At 73.1% G+C, this 23,512-nt stretch carries 28 protein-coding genes and 1 pseudogene; 14 read left to right on the top strand and 15 right to left on the bottom strand.

All coding sequences use genetic code 11. The annotated features are described in order from the left end of the window. The first annotated feature begins 38 nt into the window (after positions 1–38). Together B124_RS02340 and B124_RS02345 are read left to right on the top strand one after the other, a co-directional pair. Positions 39–977, top strand: coding sequence for an ABC transporter ATP-binding protein (locus B124_RS02340; protein WP_496500899.1), 939 nt, complete (start codon positions 39–41; stop codon positions 975–977). Positions 978–987: 10 nt separating this feature from the next. Beyond that, positions 988–1,707, top strand: a complete 720-nt coding sequence (locus B124_RS02345) for a DUF1707 SHOCT-like domain-containing protein (protein WP_496500900.1) — start codon at positions 988–990, stop codon at positions 1,705–1,707. A gap of 56 nt (positions 1,708–1,763) precedes the next feature. Here the strand turns inward: B124_RS02345 and B124_RS02350 are convergent, their stop codons facing one another. The 3 genes from B124_RS02350 to B124_RS02360 form a co-directional block, all read right to left on the bottom strand. After that, positions 1,764–3,077 (bottom strand): SGNH/GDSL hydrolase family protein, encoded by a 1,314-nt coding sequence (locus B124_RS02350; protein WP_496500901.1) that lies wholly within the window; start codon positions 3,075–3,077, stop codon positions 1,764–1,766. 57 nt (positions 3,078–3,134) lie between these two features. Beyond that, a complete protein-coding gene (locus B124_RS02355) occupies positions 3,135–4,706 on the bottom strand; it encodes an MFS transporter (RefSeq protein ID WP_496500902.1) in 1,572 nt (523 codons plus the stop codon). A gap of 81 nt (positions 4,707–4,787) precedes the next feature. After that, the gene (locus tag B124_RS02360) at positions 4,788–5,330 is read right to left on the bottom strand and encodes a TetR/AcrR family transcriptional regulator (RefSeq protein WP_496500903.1); all 543 of its coding nucleotides are present in this window, start codon (positions 5,328–5,330) and stop codon (positions 4,788–4,790) included. 166 nt (positions 5,331–5,496) lie between these two features. Here B124_RS02360 and B124_RS02365 point away from each other — a divergent pair, with 166 nt between their 5' ends. The 4 genes from B124_RS02365 (at position 5,497) to B124_RS02380 (ending at position 9,205) form a co-directional block, all read left to right on the top strand. After that, positions 5,497–6,789 (top strand): DUF445 domain-containing protein, encoded by a 1,293-nt coding sequence (locus B124_RS02365; protein WP_496500904.1) that lies wholly within the window; start codon positions 5,497–5,499, stop codon positions 6,787–6,789. A gap of 155 nt (positions 6,790–6,944) precedes the next feature. After that, positions 6,945–7,259 carry a DUF6412 domain-containing protein gene (locus B124_RS02370; RefSeq protein ID WP_496500905.1) on the top strand — a complete coding sequence of 105 codons (315 nt, stop codon included), beginning with the start codon at positions 6,945–6,947 and terminating at the stop codon, positions 7,257–7,259. A gap of 201 nt (positions 7,260–7,460) precedes the next feature. Further along, positions 7,461–8,300 (top strand): YidC/Oxa1 family membrane protein insertase, encoded by an 840-nt coding sequence (locus B124_RS02375; RefSeq protein ID WP_496500906.1) that lies wholly within the window; start codon positions 7,461–7,463, stop codon positions 8,298–8,300. A gap of 47 nt (positions 8,301–8,347) precedes the next feature. Continuing rightward, on the top strand, positions 8,348–9,205 hold the full coding sequence (locus B124_RS02380; RefSeq protein WP_496500907.1) for a fumarylacetoacetate hydrolase family protein: 858 nt from the start codon (positions 8,348–8,350) through the stop codon (positions 9,203–9,205). Between the two features lie 133 nt (positions 9,206–9,338). Here B124_RS02380 and rdgB read toward each other — a convergent pair whose 3' ends face one another. From rdgB to B124_RS02410, 6 genes are all read right to left on the bottom strand, one after another. Further along, positions 9,339–9,959 carry an RdgB/HAM1 family non-canonical purine NTP pyrophosphatase gene (gene rdgB, locus B124_RS02385; RefSeq protein ID WP_496500908.1) on the bottom strand — a complete coding sequence of 207 codons (621 nt, stop codon included), beginning with the start codon at positions 9,957–9,959 and terminating at the stop codon, positions 9,339–9,341. Next, the gene (locus tag B124_RS02390; RefSeq protein ID WP_496500909.1) at positions 9,956–10,345 is read right to left on the bottom strand and encodes a hypothetical protein; all 390 of its coding nucleotides are present in this window, start codon (positions 10,343–10,345) and stop codon (positions 9,956–9,958) included. Before B124_RS02390 ends, rdgB begins: the two co-directional genes overlap by 4 nt. After that, entirely contained in the window at positions 10,342–11,100 is a 759-nt protein-coding gene (gene rph / locus B124_RS02395) for a ribonuclease PH (protein WP_496500910.1), read from the bottom strand. The genes B124_RS02390 and rph overlap by 4 nt, the downstream gene beginning before the upstream one ends. A gap of 258 nt (positions 11,101–11,358) precedes the next feature. Beyond that, complete coding sequence (locus B124_RS02400; RefSeq protein ID WP_496500911.1) at positions 11,359–11,685, bottom strand: hypothetical protein; 327 nt, start codon at positions 11,683–11,685, stop codon at positions 11,359–11,361. Positions 11,686–11,702: 17 nt separating this feature from the next. Next, the gene (locus B124_RS02405; RefSeq protein WP_496500912.1) at positions 11,703–12,578 is read right to left on the bottom strand and encodes a radical SAM/SPASM domain-containing protein; all 876 of its coding nucleotides are present in this window, start codon (positions 12,576–12,578) and stop codon (positions 11,703–11,705) included. Beyond that, on the bottom strand, positions 12,578–12,715 hold the full coding sequence (locus B124_RS02410) for a hypothetical protein (protein ID WP_496500913.1): 138 nt from the start codon (positions 12,713–12,715) through the stop codon (positions 12,578–12,580). Before B124_RS02410 ends, B124_RS02405 begins: the two co-directional genes overlap by 1 nt. 552 nt (positions 12,716–13,267) lie before the next feature. Here B124_RS02410 and B124_RS02415 point away from each other — a divergent pair. Continuing rightward, entirely contained in the window at positions 13,268–14,029 is a 762-nt protein-coding gene (locus B124_RS02415; RefSeq protein ID WP_496500914.1) for a helix-turn-helix domain-containing protein, read from the top strand. Positions 14,030–14,115: 86 nt separating this feature from the next. Here the strand turns inward: B124_RS02415 and B124_RS02420 are convergent, their stop codons facing one another. Further along, on the bottom strand, positions 14,116–14,868 hold the full coding sequence (locus tag B124_RS02420; protein WP_496500915.1) for an MBL fold metallo-hydrolase: 753 nt from the start codon (positions 14,866–14,868) through the stop codon (positions 14,116–14,118). Between the two features lie 197 nt (positions 14,869–15,065). On the opposite strand from B124_RS02420, the gene B124_RS02425 reads away from it, so the two are divergent. The 5 genes from B124_RS02425 (at position 15,066) to B124_RS02445 (ending at position 17,653) form a co-directional block, all read left to right on the top strand. Then, positions 15,066–15,515, top strand: coding sequence for a type II toxin-antitoxin system PemK/MazF family toxin (locus B124_RS02425; RefSeq protein ID WP_496500916.1), 450 nt, complete (start codon positions 15,066–15,068; stop codon positions 15,513–15,515). Positions 15,516–15,638: 123 nt separating this feature from the next. Further along, on the top strand, positions 15,639–16,091 hold the full coding sequence (locus B124_RS02430; RefSeq protein ID WP_496500917.1) for a M67 family metallopeptidase: 453 nt from the start codon (positions 15,639–15,641) through the stop codon (positions 16,089–16,091). 63 nt (positions 16,092–16,154) lie between these two features. Continuing rightward, positions 16,155–16,289 (top strand): putative leader peptide, encoded by a 135-nt coding sequence (locus tag B124_RS02435; protein ID WP_496500918.1) that lies wholly within the window; start codon positions 16,155–16,157, stop codon positions 16,287–16,289. Between the two features lie 135 nt (positions 16,290–16,424). Then, positions 16,425–16,703, top strand: a complete 279-nt coding sequence (locus B124_RS02440) for a MoaD/ThiS family protein (RefSeq protein WP_496500919.1) — start codon at positions 16,425–16,427, stop codon at positions 16,701–16,703. Beyond that, positions 16,703–17,653, top strand: a complete 951-nt coding sequence (locus tag B124_RS02445) for a PLP-dependent cysteine synthase family protein (protein WP_496500920.1) — start codon at positions 16,703–16,705, stop codon at positions 17,651–17,653. The genes B124_RS02440 and B124_RS02445 overlap by 1 nt, the downstream gene beginning before the upstream one ends. A gap of 117 nt (positions 17,654–17,770) precedes the next feature. On the opposite strand, the gene B124_RS02450 is transcribed toward B124_RS02445, so the two are convergent. The 3 genes from B124_RS02450 to clpS form a co-directional block, all read right to left on the bottom strand. After that, entirely contained in the window at positions 17,771–19,219 is a 1,449-nt protein-coding gene (locus B124_RS02450; RefSeq protein WP_496500921.1) for an amino acid permease, read from the bottom strand. A gap of 109 nt (positions 19,220–19,328) precedes the next feature. Further along, a complete protein-coding gene (locus B124_RS02455) occupies positions 19,329–19,928 on the bottom strand; it encodes a DUF2017 domain-containing protein (RefSeq protein WP_496500922.1) in 600 nt (199 codons plus the stop codon). Beyond that, complete coding sequence (gene clpS, locus B124_RS02460) at positions 19,928–20,236, bottom strand: ATP-dependent Clp protease adapter ClpS (protein WP_018834043.1); 309 nt, start codon at positions 20,234–20,236, stop codon at positions 19,928–19,930. The genes B124_RS02455 and clpS overlap by 1 nt, the downstream gene beginning before the upstream one ends. Positions 20,237–20,373: 137 nt before the next feature. Here clpS and B124_RS02465 point away from each other — a divergent pair, with 137 nt between their 5' ends. Further along, positions 20,374–21,696 (top strand): nicotinate phosphoribosyltransferase, encoded by a 1,323-nt coding sequence (locus B124_RS02465; protein WP_496500923.1) that lies wholly within the window; start codon positions 20,374–20,376, stop codon positions 21,694–21,696. 35 nt (positions 21,697–21,731) lie between these two features. Here the strand turns inward: B124_RS02465 and B124_RS02470 are convergent. Next, a pseudogene (locus B124_RS02470) lies at positions 21,732–22,170 on the bottom strand (RNA-guided endonuclease TnpB family protein); the annotation flags it as partial. Between the two features lie 244 nt (positions 22,171–22,414). Here B124_RS02470 and B124_RS02475 point away from each other — a divergent pair. Continuing rightward, positions 22,415–23,002 (top strand): isochorismatase family protein, encoded by a 588-nt coding sequence (locus B124_RS02475; RefSeq protein WP_496500924.1) that lies wholly within the window; start codon positions 22,415–22,417, stop codon positions 23,000–23,002. A 90-nt stretch (positions 23,003–23,092) separates the two neighbouring features. Here the strand turns inward: B124_RS02475 and B124_RS02480 are convergent, their stop codons facing one another. Then, positions 23,093–23,395 carry a hypothetical protein gene (locus B124_RS02480; protein ID WP_496500925.1) on the bottom strand — a complete coding sequence of 101 codons (303 nt, stop codon included), beginning with the start codon at positions 23,393–23,395 and terminating at the stop codon, positions 23,093–23,095. Positions 23,396–23,512: the final 117 nt, after the last annotated feature.

Here is a 23,512-nt window from a genome sequence, read left to right on the forward strand (position 1 = left end):
GCAGGCGCCAGGAGGAGCAGAAGGAAGGGGAGGAACACGTGATCGAGGTCGAGGACCTGCAGAAGGTCTTCGTCGTACGCCGCCGGGCGGGCCGGCTGCGCCGTACGCGCCACGAGGTGCGCGCCGTCGACGGCATCAGCTTCTCCGTGCCGCGCGGCGAGATGGTCGGCTACATCGGCCCCAACGGCGCGGGCAAGTCCACCACCATCAAGATGCTGACCGGCATCCTCACCCCCAGCGGCGGCCGGCTGCGCGTCGCCGGCATCGACCCGGCCGCGGAGCGGACGAGGCTGGCCCGGCGCATCGGCGTCGTCTTCGGCCAGCGCACCACCCTGTGGTGGGACCTGCCGCTGCTCGACTCGTACCGGCTGATGCACCGCATGTACCGCATACCCGACGACCGTTACCGCGCGAACCTGGAGCGCTGCACCGAACTGCTGGACCTCGCCGACCTGCTCCAGGTGCCGGTGCGTCAGCTCTCGCTGGGCCAGCGGATGCGCGGCGACATCGCGGCGGCCCTGCTGCACGACCCCGAGGTGCTGTACCTGGACGAGCCGACGATCGGTCTCGACGTGCTGAGCAAGGCGAAGGTGCGTCAGTTCCTGCGCGAGCTGAACGCGGAGCGCGGCACGACGGTGCTGCTCACCACGCACGACCTGTCCGACATCGAGCAGCTCTGCCGGCGGGTCATGGTCATCGACCACGGCCGGCTCATGTACGACGGCGACCTCGACGGGCTGCACGCGGCCGGCGAGAGCGAGCGGATGCTCGTCGTCGACCTGGAGCGCGAGCTGCCGCCCATCGACATCGCCGGCTGCCGCACCGTGAAGGTGGAGGGCCCGCGGCAGTGGCTCGCGTTCCCCGCGGGGGCCAGCGCGGCGCCGCTCGTCGCGGAGGTGGCCGAGCGGTGGCCGCTGGTGGACCTCTCCGTACGGGAACCCGACATCGAGGCCGTCATCGCCCGCATGTACGCATAAGCTCGACGTCATGACGAGCGATGAGCACCTGCCGGAGCTGCGTGCCTCGGACGCCGACCGGGAGCGGGTCGCCGGCATCCTGCGCGACGCGCTGGCGGAAGGCCGCCTCGCCATGGACGAGTTCGAGGAGCGGCTGGAGGAGACGTACCGGTCGAAGACCTACGCCCAGCTCGAACCCCTCACCCGCGATCTGCCCGCCGCCGGCGCCGCCGCGCCCGTTCCCCGCGAGGCGGCCCCGGCGCCCCGGCCGGCGTCCGGCTGGGCCGGCCGCGTCGGCGGCGAGGCCACGACGCACCGGGGCATCGCGATCATGAGCGGCTTCCAGCGCAAGGGGCACTGGACCGTGCCGCGGCGCTTCACCATGTTCTCGTTCTGGGGCGGCGGGGAACTCGACCTGCGCGAGGCGGACTTCGAGGCCGCGGAGGTGGAGATCCGCTGCATCTCCATCATGGGCGGCGCGCACGTCATCCTGCCGCCGGACATGGCGCTGGAGGTCCGCGGCATCGGCATCATGGGCGGCTTCGACCACTCCCACACCGGCATCCCGCACACCCCCGGCGCCCCGCGCGTCACCCTCACCGGCTTCGCCTTCTGGGGCGGCGTGGGCACCAGCCGGAAGAAGACGAAGGCGGCCCGGCGCGCGGAGGCGGAGGCGGCCCGGGAGGAGCGGCGGCTGGCCCGGGAGGAGCGGCGGCTGGCGCGCGAGGAGCGCCGCAAGCGCCTGGAGTAGCACGGGAGGTGCCCGGGGGGAGGAGGCGCCCGGGGTGAGGTGCCCGGGGTACGGGCTCAGAGCACGGCCTGGGCGCGGGGCTTGAGGTCGGCGAGGTCCAGGGTCATGGCCATCTCCTGGTAGCCCAGGTCCGTCAGGTGCAGGTGGTCGCCCGAGTCGTACGCGGGGTGCAGGCGCGCGAGGCGGTCCGGGTCGCGCACGGCCGCGTCGAAGTCGAGGACCGCGTCGAAGACGTCGCCCGCGCGTATCCGCTCGTTGACCTCCTGCCGTACGCGCTCCGCCCGCGGCGTGTACGCCGGGTGCCCGCGGAACGGCATCAGCGTCGCGCCCAGCACCTTCAGGCCCCGGTCGCGGGACTGCCGGGCCATCTCCCGCAGCCCGGCGACGATGGCGTCCGCGTCGGCGGTCTTCGGGGACTTGAGGATGTCGTTGATGCCCAGCTCCACGACGACGGCCTTGACGCCGGTGCGGGAGAGCACGTCGCGCTCCAGACGGGCCTGCCCGGAGGGGCCGTTGGCGGGGAACTCGGTGCCGCCGTCGGTGAGCGCGCGGTTGCCGCTGAGGCCGAGGTTGAGCACCCCGTAGCGCGGGGCGCCGGGCTCCTCGCGCAGGCGCACGGCGAGGTAGTCGGTCCAGCGGCGGTTGGCGCCGGGGGTGGAGGCGGTGCCGTCGGTGAGCGAGTCGCCGAGGACGGCGACGGCGCCGGCGGACTGCTCGCTCCAGACGTCGACGGCGGTGACGTAGCGCCAGGAGTCGAACTCCCGGCCGTACACCGCCCCTTCGGTGTCGCGGGTGTGGTCGCCGGCGGCCAGGTAGGAGGTCTGCAGTGCGTGCGGGTGGTACGTGACCGGGCCGGCCGGCGCCGGCGCGTACGTCGTCACCAGCAGGTCCGTGGCGGCCGGCACCCGCAGCCGCACGGGGTCGCTGGTCACCGTCCGGCCCGCGGGGATCGTCACCGCGTCGGCGCCGGCGAAGGTCAGGGGCCGCATCGTCTCCGGCTGCGCCGCCGGGGCGCCGGCCCCGGCGGCGAGGGCGACGCTGGCGCGGGTGAGGGTCAGCGGGGTGTCGCCGTACTCGTTGGACAGTTGTATCCGGGCCTTGGCGCCGCCGACGGAGGTGTGCACGACGTTGCGTATGGACATCCCCGCGAAGCCGTCCCGCGTGCCCGGCTCCGCCGCGGCCTGCGCGGCGGCCCAGGTGCCGGCCCAGCCGCCGACCGAGGCGGGGGCGGCGGAGTCCGCGCCGCCGCCGGCGCCGGGGGGCGGCGCGGGTGCGGCGGGGTGGTCGGTGACGGCGTAGACGCCGGCGGCGAGCAGCGCGACGAACGCCACCAGGGCGGCGAGCACGGCGTACCCCGTCCTGGTCGTCACGTCGGCCTGCTCCCCCGCGGATTCGTCCCTGCGCGCCGTCTTCGGCGGTCCGCCATCCTAGCGATGGGAGGGGTGCGTTCCGGTCACAGCCCCGGAGTTGCCTTCAGCCTCCTCCTCCGGCGCCGCGGCGGCGGTGCGGTGGCCGAGGAGGCGGCGGGCGGCGACGCCGCCGGCGGCCAGCAGGGCGGTGGTGATGACGAGGGTGAGCGCGTAGCCGTTGTCGAAGGCCGCGGCGGCGGTCCGCAGCAGCGACCGCGAGCCGCCCGGCGGGAGTCCGGCCGCGGCGGCGTGGGCCTCGTCGATGCTGTCGGAGGCCGCCGCGGGGGTGCCGGCGGGCAGGTCGGCGGTGGCGGTGTAGACGGCGGTCATGACGGAGCCCAGGACGGCGACGCCACTGAGGCCGCCGAGTTCGTACGAGACCTCTTCGACGGACGACGCCATGCCGGCCCGGTGCGGCGGGGCGCCGCCGATGATCGCGGCGGAGGCCGCGGTCATGACCGTGCCGAACCCGAGGCCGGCGATGAGCAGGCCGGGGACGACCCAGCCCGCGGCGTGTCCGGCGCCCAGCAGCGGACCGGCGCCCGGGGTGAGCAGCAGGGTCAGCGTGACGCCGAGGGCGCCGGCGAGCAGGCCGCCGCCGATGAGGTGCCGCGCGGGCACGCGGTAGACCAGGCCGCCGACGACGATGCTGGCCGGGAGCGCGCCGAGGGCGGAGGTGGCGAGCACCAGCCCGGCGCGCAGCGGGCTGAGGCCGAGCACGAGCTGGAGGCGCTGGGCGAGGATCAGCTCGATGCCGGCGGTGGCGAACATCGCAAGCCCGGCGCCGAGGACACCGGCGAGCAACTGCCGGTTGCGGAAGAGCGCGAAGTCGATCAGCGGGTACGTCCGGGTGCGCTGGCGGCGTACGAAGACCGTGAACCCGGCGGCGGAGACCAGCAGCGCCGGCACGATGTGCAGCGGGTCGGGCTCCGGCCGCGCGCCTTCCTTGATCGCGTACACCACGCCGACGAGCCCGGCCATGACCTGCGCGGAGGCCACCGGATCCCACGGCCGGTCCCTGCTGCCGGAGCTGCCGGGCGCGAGCACCGCGGTCGCGGCGAGCGCCGCGAGCACGACGGGGACGTTGACGAGGAAGACCGAGCCCCACCAGAAGTGGGCGAGCAGCACCCCGCCCGCGACGGGCCCGAGCGCCGCGCCGACGACGGCGATCGTGCCCCAGATGCCGATCGCGATGCCGCGCTCGCGCTCGTCGTCGAAGGTGAGCCGGATCAGCGCCAGCGTCGCGGGCATCATCGCCGCCGCGCCGACCGCGAGGAACGCGCGGGCACCGATCAGCACCGCGGCCGAGGGCGCGAACGCGGCGACCGTGGACGCGGTGCCGAAGAGGACGAGCCCGGTCAGGAACATCCGCTTGTGGCCCACGCGGTCGCCCAGCGTGCCGGCGCCCAGCAGCAGCCCGGCCATCACGAGCGGGTAGGCGTTGATGATCCAGAGTTTGGAGGACGCATCGGCGTGCAGGTCGGCGGTGAGGGTGGGCAGCGCCGTGTAGAGGATCGTCACGTCGAGCGAGATGAGCAGCAGCCCCGCCGAGACGGTCGCGAGCACCCACCAGCGTCGTGCCTTGATCATGAAGCACCTTTGCTTTCTGCGTGTGTACGCGGCGGGCCGCGGCCCCCGGGCCGGGGCCCGGGCCGGAGGTCGCGGCGGGCCTCAGGAGGCCGGGCCGGTCAGCTCGACGAGCCGCCGGCGCACCGCCTCCTCCACCTCGGGGGCGAGCGTGGACTGCGCGGTGGTGTGGAAGAGCCACAGCCCGTCCGCCGCCACCCGGGCCAGGAACAGGTCGACTGCCTCGGGATCCGGGTCGGGGCCGGGCGGCTCGGGCGCCCAGCGGTCCGCGAACTCGTCCCAGATCCGCGCCAGCTCGGGCCGGGTCGCCGACGCGACCATGAAGGCGAAGTCCGCCTTCCCGCCGCCCTGCCCGCAGGACCGCACGTAGGCGGCGGCCCGCTCGCGGGCGGTGGCCTCCTCGAACGGCTTGCCCAGCTCGGCGCGGAGCTGAGCCTCCAGGCTCTCGGTCAGGTGCCGCTGGATGGCCAGCAGCAGCGCGTCGCGGTTGCGGAAGTGGTACATCAGCCCGGGCTTGGTGAGCCCGGCCTCGGCCGCGGCGGCGTCGAGCGTCAGGGCGGTGATCCCCGCCCGTTCGACCACGCGGACGGCCGCTTCGAGGATCTGGGTACGGGAGCTGGGTCGCATGCCAGTAACTTTACCATCCAGAAGGTGAAGTTACTGTCTCCGGCCCGCGCCCCCGCCGCGCCCCCGCCCGGGACGCCGGGAACCCGCGGTGCGTTCCTGAAGTGAGAGATGGTGACGGCCCCGGGGACAATGGCCGTCAGGGAACGGCGTGAGCGGACGGAGCGCGATGGATCTGCGGGCAGCGGGCGGGCCGGACGGTTTCGCCTACACGGATGCCGACGCGGAGAAGCGGCGCGGCGTGCGCCGTATGAAGACCATCGCCACCGGCCTGCTGCTGCTGGCCGCCGTGGTCTTCACGCTCGCCCGCTGGGCACAGCACAGCGGCGCCGGCACCTGGTCCGCGTACGTCGCCGCGGCGGCGGAGGCGGGCATGGTCGGCGCGCTGGCCGACTGGTTCGCGGTCACGGCCCTGTTCAAGCGGCCCCTCGGGCTGCCCATCCCGCACACCGCGATCATCCCCACCAAGAAGGACCAGCTCGGCCAGAGCCTCGGCGACTTCGTCGGCGAGAACTTCCTCTCCGCCGATGTCGTACGCAACCGGCTGCACGCGCTCGGCCTCGGCAGCCGCGTCGGCGGCTGGCTCGCCGAGCCCGACAACGCCGACCGCGTCACCGCCGAGGCGTCGACCGTGCTGCGCGGGGCGCTGGCCGTCCTGCGGGACCACGATGTCCAGGCCGTCGTCGGCGAGGCCATCAACCGCCGCGCCGCCGCCCTGGAGGTCGGTCCCGGGCTCGGCAAGCTGCTGGAGAAGGTCGTCGCGGACGGCGGCCACCGCCGCGTCGTCGACCTGGTCTGCGAGNGCGCCGAGTCCTGGCTGATCCTCAACGGCCCCTCGGTCGTCGGCGCCGTCGCCGGGGGCGCGCCCGGCTGGACCCCGAAGTTCGTCGACCGCCGCGTCGGCGAGCGGGTCTACAAGGAACTCCTGCGGTTCATCGGCGAGATGCGCGACTCCCCGGAGCACCCGGCGCGCGGCGCGCTCGACCGGTTCCTCTCCGACTTCGCCGCCGACCTCCAGGGCGACACCGCGACCCGGGCGCGCGTCGAACGGCTCAAGGGCGAGATCCTGGACCGCGACGAGGTGCAGGACTTCATCGCCTCGGCGTGGACGTCGCTGCGCGGCATGATCGTCGGCGCGGCGGACGACGAGCGCAGCGAGCTGCGGCTGCGGGCGCGGGCCGCGCTGCTGTCGTTCGGGCAGCGGATGGCGGCGGACGAGCGGCTGCAGGCGAAGGTCGACGGCTGGGCGGAGGACGTCGCCACGCATGTGGTGACGACGTACCAGCACCAGATCACGTCGCTGATCTCGGACACGGTGGCGGGCTGGGACGCCGGCCACACGTCGCGCAAGATCGAGGCGCACATCGGGCGGGATCTGCAGTTCATCCGGATCAACGGCACGGTGGTGGGCGCGCTCGCGGGGCTGGTCATCTACACGGTGTACCGGGCGATCGCGGGCTGAGCCGGCGCCCCGGACCGGGCCGGGGCCGGGATCGCGCCACGCGTCCGGGACGGGCGGTCGCCCGGCGGGCCGGGGGCGCCGGTGCCGCGTTAGGATGCGCGCAGACGTCACGTACGCCGCGTACCGGACGGTGAGCCGAAGGGAGGACGGCCCCGATGCTCCGCATCCTCGGTGCCGCCACGCGCTGGCGCATGGTCGCCGTCGCCCTGCTCCTCCTCGCCGCCGACGTCGTGCTCGACGAGACGGGCATCGCCACCGGCCTCGCCGGTGCCGCGGCCTCCGCCGCGCTGACGCTGCTCGCCGCGCTGGCCTGCGTCGCCGCCGCGGTACCGCCGCCGTCGCACGCGCAGATCCGTACCGCCCTGCGCGAACGCGCCCTGCGCACCGCCTTCCTCCCTCAGCGGGACCCCGCCGCCGCGGGCCGTCCACGGCCCCGGGCGCCCGGCCGTCGCCTGCCGACGGCCGTGTAGGCGCCCCCGGCGCAGCCCGCCCGCAGCCCGCAGCCCGCTCCCGGCCGGCCCCGGCCGTTCGCAGACGTACCCGGCCGCCCCCCGGCCCTCCCGCTGCCCGCTGCCCCCGCGGCGCCGCACGCAGGGCGCCCCGCACGGCTCGTCACGCCGCCCCTTCATCCGGCACGACGTCCGGCACGACGAGACCTGTGGAGCCCTTCCATGTCCGTATTCGGCGCGCTCTCCGCCCTCCTGTCCACGCTTGCTGACACCCTCGACCCCCTCTTCGGCGCCTCCGCCACCGCCGTCGCGATCATCGTCTTCACCCTGTGCGTACGCCTGGCCCTGCACCCCATGGCACGGGCCGCCGCCCGCGGCGAGCGGGTGCGCCAGGACCTCGCGCCGCAGGTGGCGGAGATCCAGCGCAAGCACCGCAACGACCCCGAGCGGCTGCGCCGCGCGCTCACCGAGGCGTACGCGGACGCCGGCGCCTCGCCGCTGGCGGGCTGCGGGCCGATGGTGCTCCAGATCCCCGTGTTCATGGTGATGTACCGGCTCTTCACCGGCCACGACGACGACCTGCTCACCCACACCCTGCTCGGCGCCCCGCTGGGCGGGCGGTGGTCCGACGCGCTCGCGGACGGCGGGGTGTTCGGAGCGCACGGGATGGTGTACGCGGGGCTCTTCGCGGTGATCGCGGGGGTGGCGGCGTACACGTTCTGGCGCAGCCGCCGGATGATGGCCGAGCGCAAGGCGGAAGCGGAAGCCGCACGCAAGGCGGCGGCCACACCGAAGAACGGAAGGAAGAAGAACGGGGGGAAGGGACAGCCGGCGAAGAAGGGAAAGCAGGCGGAGGCCGCGCCGCTGCCGGAACTCCCGGGCCCCGCCGCGGGGCTGACCCGCTGGCTGCCCCTGCTCTCCTTCGGCACCCTGGTCACGGCCGCGATCGTGCCGCTCGCCGCGGGTCTCTACCTGGCGACCACGACCGCCTGGACGGCCGCCGAGCGCACCCTCCTCCACCGCCGCCCGGGTCCACGGGCTGAACAAGGTCTTGCGGAGTGAACAAGGTCAGCGGATGATCGATCGACCGCGGAGAGGGGAGTCACACCATGAAGCTGCTGCGTGTCGGACCGTCGGGGAGCGAGCGCCCGGCCCTGCTGGACGACGGAGGGACCCTGCGGGACCTCTCCGGCATCGTGTCCGACGTGGACGGAGCGCTGCTGTCCGACGACGCGGCGCTCGCCCGCGTACGCGACGCCGCCGCGGCCGGCGCGCTGCCGGCGCTCGACGCCGAGGGCCTGCGCACCGGGCCGCCGGTGGCCCGGATCGGCAAGATCGTGTGCATCGGGCTGAACTACCACGACCACGCGGCCGAGACCGGCGCGGCCATCCCGGCGGAGCCGATCCTCTTCATGAAGGCCCCCGACACGGTGGTGGGCCCCGAGGACACCGTCCTCGTGCCGCGCGGCAGCGAGAAGACGGACTGGGAGGTGGAGCTGGCGGTGGTCATCGGCCGTACGGCCCGCTACCTGGAGTCCGACGCGGACGCGCTGGCCGCCGTCGCCGGCTACGCCGTTGCCCACGACGTCTCCGAGCGGGAGTTCCAGATCGAGCGCGGCGGGCAGTGGGACAAGGGCAAGAACTGCGAGACGTTCAACCCGCTGGGCCCGTGGCTGGTGACGGCCGACGAGGTGCCCGACCCGCAGGCCCTGGGGCTGCGGCTGTGGGTGAACGGCGAGAAGCGCCAGGACGGGACGACGGCGGACCAGATCTTCCCGGTGGCCCATGTGGTGCGGTATCTGAGCCAGTTCATGACGCTCTACCCGGGCGATGTCATCAACACCGGCACCCCTGCGGGCGTCGCGCTGGGGATGGCGGACCCGAAGCCGTACCTGCGGGCCGGGGACGTGGTGGAGCTGGAGGTCGACGGGCTCGGCCGGCAGCGCCAGGAGTTCAAGGGAGCGTAGGGGGAAGGACAGCGCGAGGGCGCCGCCGGAGGAATCCGGCGGCGCCTTCCTGCGTGTACGGGGGACGTGACGCGGCCCGTACGCGAGGCCGTGCCCCTCAGTCCTTGAGTCAGTCCTTGAGTCAGTCCTTGAGTCAGTCCTTGAGCAACTCCCGTACCGCCGGGGCGAGCGCGCGGAAGGCCCGGCCGCGGTGGCTGATGGCGTTCTTCTCCTGAGGCGTCAGCTCCGCGCAGGTACGGTCCTCGCCGAGCGGCTGGAGGATCGGGTCGTACCCGAAGCCGCCGGTGCCCGCCGGCTCGTACCGCAGCGTGCCCTCCAGCCGCCCCTCCGCGACGCGCTCGGTGCCGTCCGGCAGCGCGAGCGCCGCGGCGCAGGCGAAGTACGCGCCGCGGTGCTCGGGGCCGACGTCGGCGAGCTGGGCGAGGAGGAGGGCGAGGTTCGCCGCGTCCTGGTCGGCGGCGCCGGGGCGGCCGGCCCAGCGGGCGGAGAAGATGCCGGGCGCGCCGCCGAGGACGTCCACGCACAGCCCGGAGTCGTCGGCGACCGCCGGCAGCCCGGTGGCCTGCGCCAGCGCGTGCGCCTTCAGCAGGGCGTTCTCGGTGAAGGTGACGCCGCTCTCGGGCACCTCGGGGGCGTCGGGGAAGGCGTCGGCGCCGAGGAGTTCTGCGTCGACGCCCGCCTCGCCGAGGATGGCGCGCAGCTCGGTGACCTTGCCCGCGTTGCGGGTCGCGAGGACGAGGCGGCGCGCGGTCACGGGGTGCACACGTTCGTCAGTTCGCCGGCGGCGTCGCCGACCGGCCGGAAGTCGGGCACGTCTCCGCGGTCGGCGGCCTGCTGGGCGTTGTCGACGGCCTGCTGGAGGTCGTCGACGGCCTTGCCGACGTCGGCGTTGTCGGTCTTGTCGCCGAAGCCGTCGAGGGTCTGCTCGACGTCGTCGAGCGCCTCGGCGGCGGCCTGCGGGTCCTCGCCCGCGCCGGAGACGGCCTTCTGCAGCCGGTCGACGTCGGCCGCGACCTCGACACCGAGCTGGCCGCAGTCTATGGCCTTGTTCACCGCGTCACAGGCGCCGGTGAGCGTCACCGCGGCGGCCCCCGCCGCGAGCGCGACGCCCGCGCGCGCCCAGAGCTTCGTCCCCTTCACAGGTCTCCCTCCAGTGCCGCACGCTGCAGCACGTCGAGCTGCGCGCAGCCGCCGACCGCGAGGTCGAGCAGCGCGTCGAGTTCGGCGCGGGCGAACGGCTCGCCCTCGGCCGTGCCCTGCACCTCGACGAAGCGCCCGTCCCCGGTGCAGACGACGTTCATGTCCGTCTCCGCCCGCACGTCCTCCTCGTAGCAGAGGTCGAGCAGCGGCACGGAGCCGACGATGCCGACGCTGACGGCGGCCACGGTGCCGGTCAGCGGCGTCGACTTGGACTTGACCAGCTTGTTCCGCCGGCCCCACGCGACAGCGTCGGCGAGGGCCACGTACGCTCCGGTGATGGCGGCGGTACGGGTGCCGCCGTCGGCCTGGAGGACGTCGCAGTCGAGGACGACGGTGTTCTCGCCGAGGGCCTTGAAGTCGATGACGGCGCGCAGCGACCGCCCGATGAGCCGGGAGATCTCGTGCGTCCGCCCGCCGATCTTGCCGCGTACGGACTCCCGGTCGCCGCGAGTGTTCGTGGACCGCGGCAGCATCGCGTACTCCGCGGTGACCCACCCCTCGCCGCTGCCCTTGCGCCAGCGCGGCACCCCCTCGGTGAAGCTGGCGGTGCACAGCACGCGGGTATCGCCGAAGGACACCAGCACGGACCCCTCGGCGTGCATGCTCCAGCCCCGTTCCAGCGACACGGGACGCAGGTCGGCGGGGGTACGTCCGTCGATACGGCCGAAGCCGCCGGAGGTCTCAGAGGTAGCCATGCCCCGACCCTATCCGCCCCGCACGGAGCCCAACCGCCGTCCCCGGCCCGGGCCGGGGGCCCTGCCGTGCGGCACGGTCGAATGTCGGAAGTGCACTAAGTGCCATAGGTCCACCGCCAGCCCTTGCCGCGATATTCCTGCACGGGGATCGGTTGGACGCCCGGGCGCATTCGCTTTTGACAGAGGGCACCTGGTCCTTGTCCTTCTTGATCAAGCCAGGGAGCGGGACACGCAACCAGGGCCGTCCTGCGCCCGCGGTCAGGGTCGCTCGCGCAACTCCTCCAGGCGCCGGCGGTACAGCGGGCCGGCGGCATGCGCCCCGCGCTCCTCTGTCGGCGCGGACGTTTCGATCAGGTGGTGCGCCCGCGCCTTCAGCTCGGCGGCCCACGCGATCACGTGCTGTCGCGCGGGCCGACCGCACTCTCGCGGCTCCCCGGGGAGGCACAATGGCAGAGGGCCGCCAAGCTTGTTCGCGGCGTGCCGGACGTAGCCGGCGATGAGCGACCACTGCTCTTCGGTCCGCTGCACTGCTCCGTTGGCGTCGACGTCGGTCCAGATACCGAAGTCGTCCCCGTGGTCGTCCATGCGCGCGCTCCCCTGCGTCAGTCGGGCCCGTCGATGCTATCCAGGTGTCTGCCCGCCTGCGGGGCGCACGGCTGGCAGGGGCCGCACCATGGAAGGCACTGCGGCGGCGTACACGACTGCGCCGCCGGCAGGCCGTGCACGTCTCGTATGGCGGCGGCAACCTCGGCCATGCGCGCGCCCTGCCAGATGTCCGCGAGCGGAGTGCGCAGCACGTTCCCCGCGAACAGGAAGCGGCCCATGGCGCACGGCCACACGTACCCGTCCGGGCCGATCGCGCACTGCTCGTGAGCGCACTGCCCGCACAGAGCGTCGATCGTCTTCCCGGGCCCTCTGTTCGCACGTCCGAGTGACCGAACCCGGTCGGTCTTGACCTGGGCCACACCCAGCGCGCGCAGGTCGCCGGCCGCGTTCTGAACGCGCTGGCTCTCGTGCACTCCGATGACGCCCGCGCGCAGCGGGATGCCCATCTCGGTCGCGCGTTGGATGTTCGCCCGGGTGCGCCGGTGGGAGCCGGGCAGGCGCGTGATCACGTCGTGCTGGCGCGGGTCGTCGCTCAGGTACGTGGTCGCGAGGCGCACGCCGCAGGTACGGAAGACATCCCACAGCTCGTCACGGACGTGGACGAGGTTGGAGAAGACCTCCACGTCGAGGCCGGCGTCGCGGGCGCAAGCGATGAGCCGGCCGAGGTAGGGGTGCAAAGTCGGCTCCCCGCCGATGAACTGCACGGTTCTCGTGCCCAACTCGCGAAGCTCGTCGAGGATGCGTTCCCAGTCAGGGAGTTTCATCGTGCCGTGCGTGCCCTGCGGGCTGCTCTCGGCGTAGCAGAACGCGCAATTCTCTTGGCAGCGTCCTGTGATCTCTAACGCGGCGAACTTCAGCGGCGGGGAACCCATCACGCGGCCCCCGTCTCATACGCGACGAGGAGCGCCAGGGTGGCGAAGACGGACAGCACGAGGAACACGGTCGTGGCCGCGGTGGCGGCTTCGCGGCGGCCAGCTATGGTGTGCGCCCGGGGGGTTCTGGGGTTCATCGATGGCTCCTCTCGGGGGCCGCCCCGGACCGCCCGGGGCGGTGGTGCGCGCCGGCGACAGGCAGGCGGGGCGCCTTCTGCGGCTGGCCGTGAGCACCAGCGGCTAGCCGCGGGCCGCCCCCGGCCGTTCGACGAGACGGCGGCCAGGGAGCGGAGTTCAGTGGTAGGAGTGCCGGCGAATGCGGACGGAGAAGTCCGAGGCGGCCGAGTGGTCGCCGCGGTTGCGCGCGTCCCGGCGCTCCTGGTCACCCCCTTCCGCCACAGCGGGGGCACTCACACGGCGGGTAGACGCCGTTGAGCAGAGGGGGCTCGCAGTCGCGGGAGTAGAACCGCTTCTCTGGCTCCCAAGTCCTGCCACTGTCGCGGGATACGCGGAGCGTGAGCCGAGGTGAATCAGGCTGCGGGGTCAGCCGGGTGCTGGTACGTTCTGTCACCCAGACAGGATGACGCCGAAACGTCGCCTCCCGCGGCGTCGTTGCAGGCGACATTCCGACGACACGGGCGGCGTCGTTTAGGTGTCGTTCCCGCGAGACCATGGCTACGGTGATCGGTATGGCTACACCCAACAGCGCGCTACAGGCCGCCCGGCTGTCGCTGCAGATGTCACAGGACGACTTGGCCCGTGCCATACGCGCGGCCGGCGACCACATCGGCCGGCCCAACAGCGCGAACAAACGCCTGATCCAGCGCTGGGAGGCGGGCACCGTCACCGCCCCCCACCCGGCCTACGCCCGCGCACTGGAAGCCGTGACGGGCCTGCCAGTGGCCGCGCTCGGCTTCACCGTCCCCCAGGCCCGCGTTGCCGACGACGGCCACGGTGGTCACGACCTCGAAGACTCACCCACCGGAACCCCAGCCGGGAGCGGGGCCACTGCGCCGCGAACGGCCCCGGCGACGAGCTATGCCGGTATCTGGCTGAGCCGGTACGAGTTCTTCTCCTCCGGCCGCGGGGAGTCGTTCACCGGCGGTCACTTCGTGGTGCTCGTCCAGCACGGCAACGTCCTCAACGGACGCAGCCTGCCGAACGCCTCGCTGAATCCCGAGTCGCCGCTGACGCTGGACCTCACGGTAGACGGCAGCGTCGTCACCGGCACGTGGACAGAGCAGACCGCCCCGGACGGCTATTACCGGGGCGCCCGCTATCACGGCGCGCTGCAACTGCTCGTCGAGCCCACCGGCCGCCGTATGGCGGGCAAGTGGGTCGGCTTCGGCAAGGAGATGGACGTCAACACCGGGCCGTGGGAACTGGTCTTTCAGAACGCTTCGACGTCCAGGGCCGTCATCGACAGCTACAGCAGGCCACCGGAGGCGTAGGCGTCACTGGATCCGCCGTTTCCGGGTGCGGCGGCGCACTGTTTGGCAAGGTACGCCTGCGGCGGCTCCGTGGCCCCGGGCTGGGCTCAGACCTCGTACACGGCGCCCGCGCGCGCCAGTTCCACCGGGCCCTCGTACGCCTCCTTGGCGTCCCGCAGGTTCACCTGCGGGTCCGTCCACGGCGGGATGTGGGTGAGCACCAGCCGCCCCACCCCCGCCGCCGCGGCGGCCTCGCCCGCCTCGCGGCCGGTGAGGTGCAGGTCCGGGATCTGCTCGCGGCCGTGGGTGAACGCCGCCTCGCACAACAGCAGATCGGCGTCCGCGCTCAGCTTGGTCAGCGCCCCGCAGGGGCCGGTGTCGCCGGAGTAGACGAGGCTGCGCCCGCCGTGCTCGATGCGGAAGGCGTACGCCTCGACGGGGTGGCTGACCAGGTCCGCGTGCACCGTGAAGGGGCCGATCTCGAACGCGCCGCGCTCCAGCGCCCGGAAGTCGAAGACCTCGCTCATCGACGTCTGCGAGGGGGTGTCCGCGTACGCCGTGGTCAGCCGCTGCTCCGTGCCCTTGGGGCCGTAGACGGGGAGCAGGCCGGCGGGGCCGCCGTCGTGGCGGTAGTAGCGGGCGACGAAGTAGGCGCACATGTCGATGCAGTGGTCCGCGTGCAGGTGGCTCAGCAGGACGGCGTCGAGGTCGTACAGTCCGCAGTGCTGCTGCAGTGCCCCCAGCGCGCCGTTGCCCATGTCGAGCAGGAGTGCGAAGCCCTCCGCCTCGACCAGGTAGCTCGAGCACGCGGAGTCCGCGGACGGGAACGAGCCCGAGCAACCGACGACGGTGAGCTTCATCGGGGCAGGACCTCCGGCACGGTCGGGACGGGGCGACGATGCCCCGCCGGTCTGCCGAGGGTAAGCCGGGACGGGCCGCAGCGGTCCCCCGGCCATCCCGGTTGTGGGCGGAATCACCAGGATGCGACGGGGTACGGACCGGGGGTCCACCTGCGCCGGGTCGCCCGCGACCGCGGAGCGCGCCTACGATCGGGCCCATGGACAGCTCGTGGTGGCCGGCGCTCGTGGCCGTGGTGGTGCTGGCCGTGATCGCCGGGCTGGTCGACAGCTTCGGGCGGGTGCGGCGCGCGCACCGGCGGCCGGACGAGGCGCTGCCGGGCGAGGTGTGGTGGGCGCTCGTCCCGTACGGGGACGGGGACTCGGCGGGCGGCGAGGAGGGCGGCAAGGAGGCCGGCCGGGAGCGGCTGTGCCTGGTGCTGAAGTGCGCGGACGAGACGGTGACGGTGGCCCGGATCACCGCCCGGCCCGGCGGCGGGCGGCCCGGCGTGGTCACGCTGCCGGCCGGCTCCCCCGGCGCCGGCCGGGACCGCCCGGGGTATCTGGAGACGGACGAGCTGTACGAGGCCGGCGTCCGGGACCTCCGCCGCAAGGCCGGTCCGGTGGATCAGGCGGTGTGGGAGCAGGTGCGCCACCTGGCCGACACCTGACGCGGTCCGGCAGCGGCCCGGCCGGCACCCGCGTCCGGCCACCGAACCGGCATCCGGGCGGATTCGTCTCAGTGTTCGGAACGTACGAGGTGCGCGCTCCGCCCCCGTGTCATCCTTGCGGCCATGCTGACCATCACGGAGGAGCTGTACGAGCAGATCGCCGCCCACGCCCGCAAGGACCACCCCGACGAGGCGTGCGGCGTCGTCGCAGGACCGGCACCGGCGCCCGCCGACGGCCGGCCGCAGCGCTTCGTCCCCATGCTCAACGCCGCCCGCTCCCCCACGTTCTACGAGTTCGACTCGCAGGACCTGCTCCGGCTCTACCGGGAGATGGACGACCGCGACGAGGAGCCGGTGGTGATCTACCACTCGCACACCGCCACCGAGGCGTACCCCTCCCGCACCGATGTCTCCTACGCCAACGAGCCCGGCGCGCACTACGTCCTGGTCTCCACCGCCGAGTCCGGCAACGGTGAAGGGCCTGTCTCCTTCCGCTCGTTCCGGATCGTGGACGGCGTGATCACCGAGGAGGACGTCACCGTGGTCGCCTCGTACGACAACGTCCCCGCGCGCTGAGCCCCCGTCCGCATCATGAAACCGCGATCCGGCAGGCGGACAGGGAATCGATACGATGAGGTCATGGTTGACCACGACGTGACCCGGAAACCCCCGGGCCGGCAGATCATGCTGGTCGCCAGGCTGCACGTCGACCTCTGCCGGCTCGCCAGCGCCGTCTGTCCGGCCCCGCCGCCCCCCGCGGCCGGCCGCGGCTGACCGCCGCCCGACTCCGGCGTCCGGCAGCCCGGCCGGGCACGTACGTCCCCGGCAGAACCCGGCGCGGCCCACCCCGCCCGCGGGCGCCCGCAAGCGCCCGCCCCCCGACTCCCCGCATCCCACAGGAGCCCCGAAATGGCCATCGAGGTCCGCATCCCGACCATCCTCCGCAGCTACACCGACGGCGAGAAGGCCGTGCAGGGCGACGGCACCACCCTGGCCGAGCTGATCGACGACCTGGAGTCCCGGCACACCGGGATCCGCGAGCGGCTGGTCGAGGGCGCCGAGCTGCGCCGCTTCGTCAACGTGTACCTCAACGACGAGGACGTCCGCTTCCTCAAGGGCATGGCCACCGAGGTCGCCGACGGCGACAGCGTGACGATCCTGCCCGCCGTCGCCGGCGGCTCCCGCTGATGCGCTACGACAGCCCCCTCGCGGCCGTCGGCAACACGCCCCTGGTCCACCTGCCGCGCCTCTCCCCCGCCCCCGCGGTGCGCATCTGGGCGAAGCTGGAGGACCGCAACCCCACCGGCTCGGTGAAGGACCGCCCGGCGCTGTTCATGGTCGAGCAGGCGGAGAAGGACGGCCGGCTCACCCCGGGCGCCACGATCCTGGAGCCCACCTCGGGCAACACCGGCATCTCGCTGGCCATGGCGGCGAAGCTCAAGGGCTACCGCATGGTCTGCGTGATGCCGGAGAACACCAGCGAGGAGCGCCGCCAACTGCTCGCCATGTGGGGCGCGGAGATCATCTCCTCCCCCGCGGCCGGCGGCTCCAACACCGCCGTACGGGTCGCCAAGGAGCTGGCCGCGGAGCACCCGGACTGGGTGATGCTCTACCAGTACGGCAACCCCGACAACGCCGGCGCGCACTACGCCACCACCGGTCCCGAGATCCTCGCCGACCTGCCCTCGATCACCCACTTCGTCGCCGGCCTCGGCACCACGGGCACCCTCATGGGCGCCGGCCGGTTCCTGCGCGAGCAGCGCCCGGATGTGCAGATCGTGGCCGCCGAGCCGCGCTACGACGACCTCGTCTACGGGCTGCGCAACCTCGACGAGGGCTTCGTCCCCGAGCTGTACGACGAGTCGGTGCTCACCACCCGCTACTCCGTCGGCTCCGAGGACGCGGTGACCCGCACCCGCGAACTGCTGCGCGAGGAGGGCATCTTCGCCGGCATCTCCACGGGCGCCTCGCTGCACGCCGCGATCGGCGTGGGCCGCAAGGCGGTACGGGCCGGCGAGAGCGCCGACATCGCGTTCCTCGTCGCGGACGGCGGCTGGAAGTACCTGTCGACGGGCATCTACACCGCCGAGACCACGGAAGAGGCCGTCGCCGCGCTGCACGGCCAGCTCTGGGCGTAGCCCGCGGGCGTACGCGCCGAACGCGAGCGCGCGCCGCGGGCGTACGCGCGGCCGGCGTACGCGCCGGGCGCGCACCCGGCACCGGCACGGCGCCGGCGGAAACCGGCCCGCCGCGGCCTACTGTGCCCCGGCCGCGTACCCCGGCGCCGCCTCCGCGCGGGCCGCGGCCCGCCGCCGGCTCAGCGCCCAGCCGCCCGACAGCAGCACCGCCCAGCCGGCGCCCACGTACAGCGAGACACGGGCGTCGGCGTCCAGCGCGGTGAGCACGGTGACGAACGCGAGGAACGCCAGCGCGAGCCAACTGCACACCACCCCGCCCGGTGCCGGGAACGACGAGGCGGGCAGCCGGCCGGCGGCGACCGCGCGGCGGTAGCGGATGTGGCTGAGGAGGATCATCGACCAGGTCCAGATGGCCGCGGCGGTGGCGACGGACATGACGTAGCCGAACGCCTTCTCCGGCACGAGGTAGTTGAGCACCACGCCGACGGACATGACCACGACCGACACGGCGATGCCCGCGGCCGGCACCCGGCGCGGGCTCAGCTTGCCGAAGAGCCTCGGCGCCTCGGAGTTGGCGGCCAGGTCGCGCAGCATGCGGCCGGTGGAGTACATGCCGGAGTTGCACGACGACAGGGCGGCGGTGAGCACGACGAAGTTGACGATGCCGGCGGCCAGGGGGATGCCGATCTTGCCGAAGGCGGCGACGAACGGGCTGACGCCGGCGCTGAACTCCGTCCACCGGACCACCGACAGGATGACGATCAGCGAGCCGACGTAGAAGGTGGCGATCCGCCAGGGCAGCGTGTTGATCGCCTTGGGCAGGGTCTTCTCGGGGTTCGCGCTCTCGCCCGCGGTGACGCCGACGAGTTCGACGGCGAGGTAGGCGAACATCACGCCCTGGAGGGTCATCAGGCTGTCGCCGACGCCGTTGGGGAAGAAGCCGCCGTGGCTCCAGAGGTTCGTGGTGGTGGCGGTGGCCGCGGCGTCGGAGAAGCCGACGGTGAGGACGCCGACGCCGATGACGATCATGCCGATGATCGCGGTGACCTTGACCATCGAGAACCAGAACTCCAGCTCGCCGAAGATCTTCACCGAGATCAGGTTGACGCCGAAGAGGAGCACGAGGAAGCCGAGCGCGCTGACCCACTGCGGGACGGCGGGCCACCAGTAGTTGATGTAGATGGCGGCGGCGGTCAGCTCGGTCATGCCGGTCACGGCCCACATCAGCCAGTACGTCCAGCCCGTGACGTACCCGAAGTAGGGGCCGAGGAATTCGCGCGCGTACTCGGCGAAGCTGCCCGAGACCGGACGGTAGAGCAGCAGTTCGCCGAGGGCCCGCATGATGAAGAAGATGACGACGCCGGCGAGCGCGTACAGGAAGATGAGGCTGGGGCCGGCCTTTTCGATGATCTTGCCGGCGCCCAGGAAGAGGCCCACCCCGATGGCGCCGCCGATGGCGATCATCTGGATCTGGCGGCTGCCGAGCCCGCGCTCGTAGCCCTCGTCACAGCCCTCGCCGGGGGCCCTGGCCGCGAGGCCGTCCTCCGGGACCTTCGCAGTGGTCATGGAGAGTCGCGCCCTTTCCCGTGCAGTCCCCCGACTGCAGCTTTACCACGGGAAAAGGGTGATTATGTGCGTATTCACCCGAACGGACCCGGGGACAGGGGCCCGCGGCCTACGGCAGCAGCGTCTCGATCAGGGTCTCCTGCAGCCCGCCGAGCCACAGGTACGCCATCACCATCGGCTTGCGCTCGTCCTCGTCCGGCAGCCGGAACAGCGCCTCGCCGTCGTCGTCGTCCCGGATGTCGAGCCGCGCGCCTATGGCCAGCCGCAGGTCGTTCAGCGTCGCGAGCCACTGCCGCGACTCCTCCGGCCCGACCTTGAGCACCGCGCCGCCCTCGCCCTGCACGGTCAGCAGGTCGAGCCCGCGGACGACCGCCAGGGCGTTCTCCCGCTTACTCTCCCGCAGTTCCGGCTCGGTGTAGCGGCGGAACTCCGCCGAGCGGGCCCGCTCTTCCTCGTCCGGGCCCTTGCCGGGCTCGCTGTAGGCGTCGGGGAAGAGCCGCGCCAGCGCCGGGTCGGACGGCGGTTTGCTGGGGCCCTCGGCGAAGAGCGCGTCCAGCGGGTCGGCGGGGGGCGCGGCGTCCGCGGGGGCGTCGCCGGGACCGATCAGCTCCAGCAACTGCACGGTCAGGGTGCGCAGGATGGAGATCTCCAACTCGTCCAGCGCGACGGCCGCGCCGCCGCCCGGGACCGCTTCGAAGTGCCCCGCCATCAGCGGTCCTGCTGGAGAGTGGCCCACAGGCCGTAGCCGTGCATCGCCTGCACGTCCCGCTCCATCTCCTCGCGGGAGCCGCTGGAGACGATGGCCCTCCCCTTGGTGTGTACGTCCATCATGAGCTTGCGTGCCTTCTCCCTGGGATATCCGAAGTACGCCTGGAAGACGTACGTCACGTAGCTCATGAGGTTCACCGGGTCGTTGTGGACGATCGTCACCCAGGGGACGTCCGGTTCAGGCACCGCCGCGGGTGACTGGGACTCGACGGTCTCCGGGCGCTCGATCTCCGTGGGTGCGACGCTCACGGTTGGCGGCAACTCCTCGATAGCTCCGGCTGCGACGGCAGCCCTGACGCTCCCCATGCTGCCACCCGAGGCGGTGCCGCAGCCATTCGGACACCTGAAATCGTCAATGTGACGAGTATGGGCGTAGGATCAACGGCATGTCGGAACTGAAGCTGCCGGTCACCGTCCCCTCGACGGCCCTCTTCACCGATCACTACGAGTTGACCATGGTCCAGGCCGCGTTGCACGCCGGCACCGCGCACCGGCGTTCGGTCTTCGAGACCTTCACGCGCCGGCTGCCCGAGGGCCGCCGCTACGGGGTCGTGGCCGGGACCGGCCGCGTCCTGGACGCGCTGGAGAGCTTCCGCTTCGAGCCCGAGGTGCTGAGCTTCCTGCGCGCCCACGACGTGGTCGACGGCCCGACCCTGGACTGGCTCGCGGACTTCCGGTTCACCGGCGACATCTGGGGCTATCCCGAGGGCGAGGTGTACTTCCCCGGCTCCCCCGTGCTGCGCGTCGAGGGCAGCTTCGCCGAGTGCGTGCTGCTGGAGACCGTGGTGCTGTCGATCCTCAACCACGACTCCGCCATCGCCGCCGCCGCCTCCCGGATGGCCGTCGCCGCCGGCGGCCGGCCGCTGGTCGAGATGGGCGCCCGGCGCACCCACGAGCTGTCCGCCGTGGCCGCCGCCCGCGCCGCGTACGTCGGCGGCTTCAGCTCCACCTCCGACCTGGCCGCCGGCTTCCGCTACGCCATCCCCACCGTCGGCACCTCCGCGCACGCCTTCACGCTGCTGCACGACAGCGAGCGGGAGGCGTTCACCGCGCAGGTGGAGTCCATGGGCGTGGGGACGACCCTGCTGGTCGACACGTACGACGTGGCCGCCGCGGTCCGTACCGCCGTGGAGGTCGCGGGCCCCGCGCTGGGCGCGGTGCGCATCGACTCCGGCGACCTGTTGCTGGTCGCGCACCGGGTGCGCCAGCAGCTCGACGAGCTGGGCGCGCACGAGACCCGGATCATCGTCACCAGCGACCTCGACGAGTACGCCATCGCCTCGCTCGCCGCCGCCCCCGTGGACGCGTACGGGGTGGGCACCCGGCTGGTCACCGGCAGTGGGCACCCGACGTGCTCGATGGTCTACAAGCTCGTGGCCCGCGCCGCCTCCGACGCCCCGGACGCGCCGCTGGTGGCGGTGGCGAAGCGGTCGACCGGCGGGAAGACGTCGATCGGCGGGCGGAAGTGGGCGGCGCGGCGGCTGGACGCGGACGGGGTGGCGGAGGCCGAGGTCGTCGGCGCTCGAGAGATGCCGGCCGAGCTGGCGGGGCAGGAGCTGCTGGTGCCGCTGGTCCGCGGCGGGAAGGTCGTGGGCCGGGAGCCGATGGACGAGGCCAGGGCCCGGCATGTACGGGTCAGGGACGGGCTGCCGCTGTCCGCCACGCAGCTCTCCAGGGGCGAGCCGGTCCTGCCGACAGAGTACGTTTGACTCCTCCCCCTCGTTCACTGACCGAGGGGGATTCCTCACGTCGCCTGCCTCCCCGGCGGGGGTGCAGGTCTTACGCGGTCAGCGCCAGCCGGGTTGAAGACCAGCCCGGACGAGCATCACGCGGGCGGAGTTCTTGTCCCGGGGCCGGGACACTCCACACGCGGTGCACGTATACGTTCGTTCCGAGAGAGGCAGCGCGTGCTTGGTTCTCGCTCCGCAGTCCGCGCAGTCCATGGTGGTGTGCGCCGGGCTCACCAGGTGCACCACCCGGCCGTGCTTGCGGCCCATCTCCACCAGCGCCGCCTTGGTGGCGCCGACCGCCGCGTCAGCAGCCTTACGGGCCATGGCCGACTTCGCCAGGAACCTCGGGCGGAAGTCCTCGACGGCGATGGCGTCGTGGTCGCGGACCACGGACTTGGCCCACTTGCGGGCGGTGTCCTGGCGTTGCCGGGCGACCTTCTGGTGGAGCCTGGCCGAATGATCTCTATGGCGCCCCTTCACCAGCAGTCTGGGTGGACACCGGACCGCCCTGACGGCGATTCGGCCTTCCCTGCCCCGCTCTCGTGGGAGCTTTGTTTCCTCCCCCGGCTGAAGCCGGGGGGTATCCACCAAGGAGAACTGATGACGCCCGGTCCACTGGGCAGAGAACCGGGACGCGCAGCGCTCGTTCCCCAGCGCTCCATCCCTGCCGACGCCGACTCACGGAAGGCATCCGACCATGCATCGTGCACTGATCGTCGTTGACGTGCAGAACGACTTCTGCGAGGGCGGCAGCATGGGGGTGACCGGCGGCGCGGACGTCGCCGCCGCGATCACCGACCTGATCGGCCGGTCCACGGCCGGCTACCAGCACGTCGTCGCCACCCGCGACCACCACGTCGAGCCGGGCGACCACTTCTCGGCGCACCCGGACTTCGTCCACTCCTGGCCGCGGCACTGCGTGGCCGGCACGGAGGGCGTCGGCTTCCACCCGAACTTCGCCCCGGCCGTCGCCTCCGGGGCGATCTCGGCGGTCTTCGACAAGGGCGCGTACGCGGCGGCGTACAGCGGCTTCCAGGGGGCGGACGAGAACGGGGTGCCGCTGGCGGACTGGCTGCGCGCGCGGGAGGTGACCGAGGTCGACGTCGTGGGCATCGCCACCGACCACTGCGTGAAGGCGACGGCGCTGGACGCGGCGGCCGAGGGGTTCCGCACGCAGGTGCTGCTGGACCTGACGGCGGGGGTGGCGCAGGACACCACGCAGCGGGCGCTGGGGGAGCTGGCGGAGGCGGGCGTGGAGCTGGCGGGCAAGCCGGTCGTCGGCTGACTCCCGGGGCCCGTCGGGGGCGGCTGCGGGGGCTGCTGGGTCTGCCCGTACGGTCTGCGCGGGCTGCGGGGCCTGCGCGGGCTGTGCGCGCTACGTAGCCAGCCGGAACAGCGCCACTATCGGGTGCCAGGGCTCCGTGTCGTCGTCGAGCGAGCCGCGCCAGACCAGCCCGTCCGGATGGCACAGCACGGCGGTCACCTCGTCGGGCGTGGGCGGGTGCGCGTTGCCCCGGAGGTAGACGGAGCGCAGGCCGAGGTTGCGCAGCCGCGTCAGGGCCCTGGAGCGGTTCGCGGCGTGGACGAGCACACGTATGCGCCGGCACTCCACGGGGGCCGGCACGGAGACGGCGACGACCACGCTGCCGTCCGGCAGCCTGGTGAATCCTCCGCCCATGGCGCTCCTCGCGTGGTCGTCCCGTGTGGCCGTCCCCCCGTCAGACTACTCACGCCATGTTTACGCGATCGGCCGCCGCCCCGCCAGGGGCAGCGGCCGATACGGCTGTGACCTGCA

Source organism: Streptomyces sp. CNP082 (assembly GCF_059570535.1).